Raw genomic sequence first — 3931 nt, 5'->3', positions numbered from 1 at the left:
TCCGAGTACGCCTCGCGGATGAAGAGGGTGCGCTGTGCGCAGTCGAAGGCGGACTCCAGGTCCACGCCGGGCAACCGCAGCGCGGCCTGCACCCGATCCGCGCGGATGAGGGAGCCGGCGTACTCGTGGAGCACGGTGCTGTTGCGCGTCTCCTGCCAGGCCAGCTCCCAGAGGGTGAGTGCCCGATGCTCGTCCCCGACGAGGGAGAAGGCGGCCGCGAGCGCGTGCGTCTCCACGGGCTGGCGCTGGGATTGGGCGAAGTGGTCCAGCGCGGCGCGTCCCTGCCCCTTCTTGAGGGCCACCCACCCGAGCAGGTGGTGGGCACGCGAGGCCAGCTCCGGCGTGAGATCCTCGGACGCGAGCACCGTCTGGCCCCGCAGGCGGGCCGCGTCCAGGTGGCCCGAGGCCAGCTCGCTCTGGGCCTGCTGGAGCTCCTGCACGAGGGGCTCCGGCGGCACTTCCGCGGACACCTTCAGCTCTCCGCGCCAGGCGGCCGCCATCATCCGCAGCGCCTGGAAGCCGTACAGGCCGAAGAAGAGGCCGATGAAGGGATCCTTCCGATTCACCGCGTACGCCACCAGGGCGACGCACACCACCAGGGCCAGCCCCTGGGCCCCGATGAAGCCCGCCCGTCCAAGGAACCGGGTGGCCAGCGTGCTCACGATGTGGCCCCCGTCCAAGGGGGACACAGGGAGGAGGTTGAAGAGGGTCCAGAAGATGTTGGCCACGGAGACCCAGAGGAGGAGGGCTTTCAGCACCTCGGGCTGGGGGCCCGCGAAGTTCAGGATGCCGAGGGCGCTCAAGCCGAGCAGCAGCCCGGCGAGGGGCCCCGCCGCCGTCACCACCACCATCTTGTGCCAGGGGATGGGGCCAGGGGCGTTGGTCTGGGTGTGACCGCCCAGCCACTCCAGGGCGATGCTCGGCTGGTAGCCGAACATCCGGCCAGCCAGGGCATGGCCCAGCTCATGGACGAGGGCCGACACGAAGACGATGACCATCCACGAGACGATGTAGAGGACCACCGTCCTGCCGTGCATCGGGTCTTCCGGGTCCAGCAGGTGGCGGTAGGGCCAGCTGGCCGAGGACTGAGGCGTGGAGCCCGGGCGCGGCATGAAGGTGTAGGCCAGCAGCGCCGAGAAGAGCAGGTGGGTGGGGTGGACCTCGACGGGAATGCTCCCGAGCCTGAAGCGCAGCATGGCCCGGACCTTAATCAATGGAGGGCGGCCGCGCAGGCCTCCGCCCGCACCCTGAAAGAATCCGGGCAATCCGCTAGGTTCCCCGGCCCGCATGCTCCGTATCGGTCCCTACACGCTGCCCAACCCCTTCATCCTCGCCCCGATGGCCGGGGTGAGCGAGAAGCCCTTCCGCGTCATCGCCTTCCGCCTGGGTGCCGCCCTCTGCCCCACCGAGCTGGTGAGCGCCCAGGGGTTGATGCGCGTCAACCAGCGCACGCTCAAGTACCTGCGCTTCGACCCCGAGGTGGAGCGGCCCTACAGCCTCCAGATCTTCGGCGGTGAGCCGGAGGCCATGGCCCGCGCCGCGGTCATCGGCAAGGAGTACGGGGCGCAGCTCATCGACATCAACATGGGCTGCCCGGTGAAGAAGGTGACGAAGAACGGCGCCGGCAGTGCCCTCTTGTGCGAGCCGGGCCGGGGCGCGGCCCTCGTGCGCGAAATCCACGCGGCCACCGGCCTGCCCGTCACCTGTAAAATCCGCTCGGGCTGGGACGAGCACACCCGCAACTACCTCCAGGTGGCCGAGCAGCTCTTCGAGGCGGGGTGCGCCGCGCTCGCCATCCACCCGCGCACCCGCGCCCAGGGCTACTCGGGCAAGGCGGACTGGAGCGTCATCGCCGACCTCAAGCGCCACTTCCCGGAGCGGACCATCATCGGCAACGGGGACGTGAAGACGCCCGCCGATGCGCGCCGGATGCTGGAGACCACCGGGTGTGACTTCGTGATGATTGGTCGCGGGGCGCTGGGCAACCCGTGGATCTTCCGCGAGCTGCTCGGGGGCCCGCCGGCCACGCCGGAGGAGCGCCGGGAGCTGGTGCTGGAGCACCTGGCCGCCCACATCGAGTTCGTGGGCGAGGCGCTCGCGGCGGTGCGCTCCTTTAGAAAGCACCTGGCCTGGTACGGGCACGGCCTGCACGGCGCCGCCGCCTTCCGCTCCGAGGTGAACCAGCTCGACTCCCCCGAGCAGGTGCGGGACGCGGTGCGGCGCTTCTTCGGCTCCGCCCACGTCGACCCCCACGCCGCTCAAGAGGAGCAGCAGGACGTGGACTACCGGGCCGCGCTCGGCTGAGCCCGGGTCCCGGTGAGGACGATCTCCGGCGGCACGAGGCGCCGCGTCGTCGCCACCTCCTTGTAATAGAGGCAGGCGGGGGTGGGGCGGCGCTCGAGCGTCTCGAAGTCCACGTGGTAGAGGCCGAAGCGCGGGCCCCAGCCCTCCAGCCACTCGAAGTTGTCCAGCAGGCTCCAATAGAGGTAGCCGCGCACGTCCAGCCCCTGGGCGCGCGCCGCGAGCACCTGGGCCAGGTGGGTGTGGATGTAGCCCGGCCGGCGCTGCCCGCCGCGGTCGTCCATGCCGTTCTCCGTCACCCACACCGGCAGCCCGTAGCGCTTCAGCTCGCCCAGCATCTGGCCGAAGCCCTCGGGGTACAGCTCCCAGCCGATGTCGGTGAGGCCCCGGCCGAGGACGTCCTTGAACCTGAAGTCGATGAAGGGGGGACGGGGGATGAAGCGCAGGTGGGCGCGCGAGTAGTAGTTCATCCCGATGAACTCGCACGAGCCGCGCGCCCCGAGGATGTCCACCCGGGTGGAGCCGACACCGGGCATGTTCACCCGCAGGCGTCCGGACACCAATGCTTCGTGGAAGGCGTGATTGTAAGCCTGGGCACCCAGGCGGACGAGCGCGCGGTCCATCGGGTGCCACCACCGGTCCGGGGCGAAGGCGAGCATGTTCTGCGAGATGCCCAGCTCCACCCGGCCCAGCACCGCGAGCAGCTCCTCGCGCGCGGCCACGTGGGCGCGCACCATGTTCTCCATCGCCGACATCGTCTTCGCCCCCTCCGCGATACCGGGGGGCATGAGGCCCTGGAGATACCCGCCCAGCAGCAGCACCATCGGCTCGTTGAGGGAGATGAGGAGTGCATCCAACCCCTTGAGAACAGGGGCACACGCACGCGCGTAGGCGCGGAAGGCCTCGACACTTCCGGGCTGGTGCCAGGGCGTCTCGCGGTGGAACCAGGTGGGGTGGGTGAAGTGGTGGAGCGTCACCACCGGACGCAGGCCGCGGGCCTTCATCCGCAGCAGCCGCTCGCGGTAGGCCTCGAGCACCGCGCCGTCGATGCGCCCCCGCTCCGGCTCGATGCGCGCCCACTCCAGCGACACGCGGAAGGCGGTGGCGCCCACGTCCAGCGCGAGCCCGTAGTCCTCTTCGTAGCGGTGCCAGTGGTCCACCGCGCGCCCGCAGCGCACGTGGGGCTCCTTCAATTTTCCAGCGCGCTCCCACTCGGACCAGTCGTTCTCGATGCCGCCCTCCACCTGGTACGCGGAAGTGGCCACCCCGAAGGTGAAGTCCGAGGGGAAGGTCGTCTCGTGAGCACTCATAGGAGGGCGCGACCGTAGACGCGGCGCTCGCGGGCGCAAAGCACGCTGCGCGCCTGTAGCGGGCTGTTGTCGGATGCGCGTGAGGTGCGCTCGAACGCGCGCGGTGCCGAAAAATCGGCACGCCACGCGTTGCACTACATCACCATGCGTTGACACACTGGCACGGCATCTCTACCATTCATGTCAAGCACTCCTCATGCGAGTGCAAGCCCCACTCTTGATGAGTGGTGGTGGAGTTGAACCAACGGAGGGTTTTAGATGGCCGCCAAGAAGACGACCGCGAAGAAGGCCGCGGGCAAGAAGACCGCCGCGAAGAAGAC

At 69.6% G+C, this 3931-nt stretch carries 3 protein-coding genes; 1 reads left to right on the top strand and 2 read right to left on the bottom strand.

The features are described 5' to 3' along the window. A partial coding sequence (locus tag VF794_RS24270; RefSeq protein ID WP_331114316.1) for a site-2 protease family protein occupies positions 1–1196 on the bottom strand: 1196 nt, incomplete at its 3' end. A gap of 91 nt (positions 1197–1287) precedes the next feature. Here VF794_RS24270 and dusB point away from each other — a divergent pair. Then, complete coding sequence (gene dusB, locus VF794_RS24265) at positions 1288–2304, top strand: tRNA dihydrouridine synthase DusB (RefSeq protein WP_331114314.1); 1017 nt, start codon at positions 1288–1290, stop codon at positions 2302–2304. Here dusB and VF794_RS24260 read toward each other — a convergent pair. Then, positions 2283–3611, bottom strand: a complete 1329-nt coding sequence (locus VF794_RS24260; RefSeq protein ID WP_331114312.1) for a glycoside hydrolase family 1 protein — start codon at positions 3609–3611, stop codon at positions 2283–2285. The two genes, dusB and VF794_RS24260, sit on opposite strands and share 22 nt — an antisense overlap. Positions 3612–3931: the final 320 nt, after the last annotated feature.

The organism is Archangium sp. (assembly GCF_036389735.1).
Taxonomy (GTDB): Bacteria; Myxococcota; Myxococcia; order Myxococcales; family Myxococcaceae; genus Archangium.
This window is presented reverse-complemented; position numbering and strand designations above follow the sequence as displayed.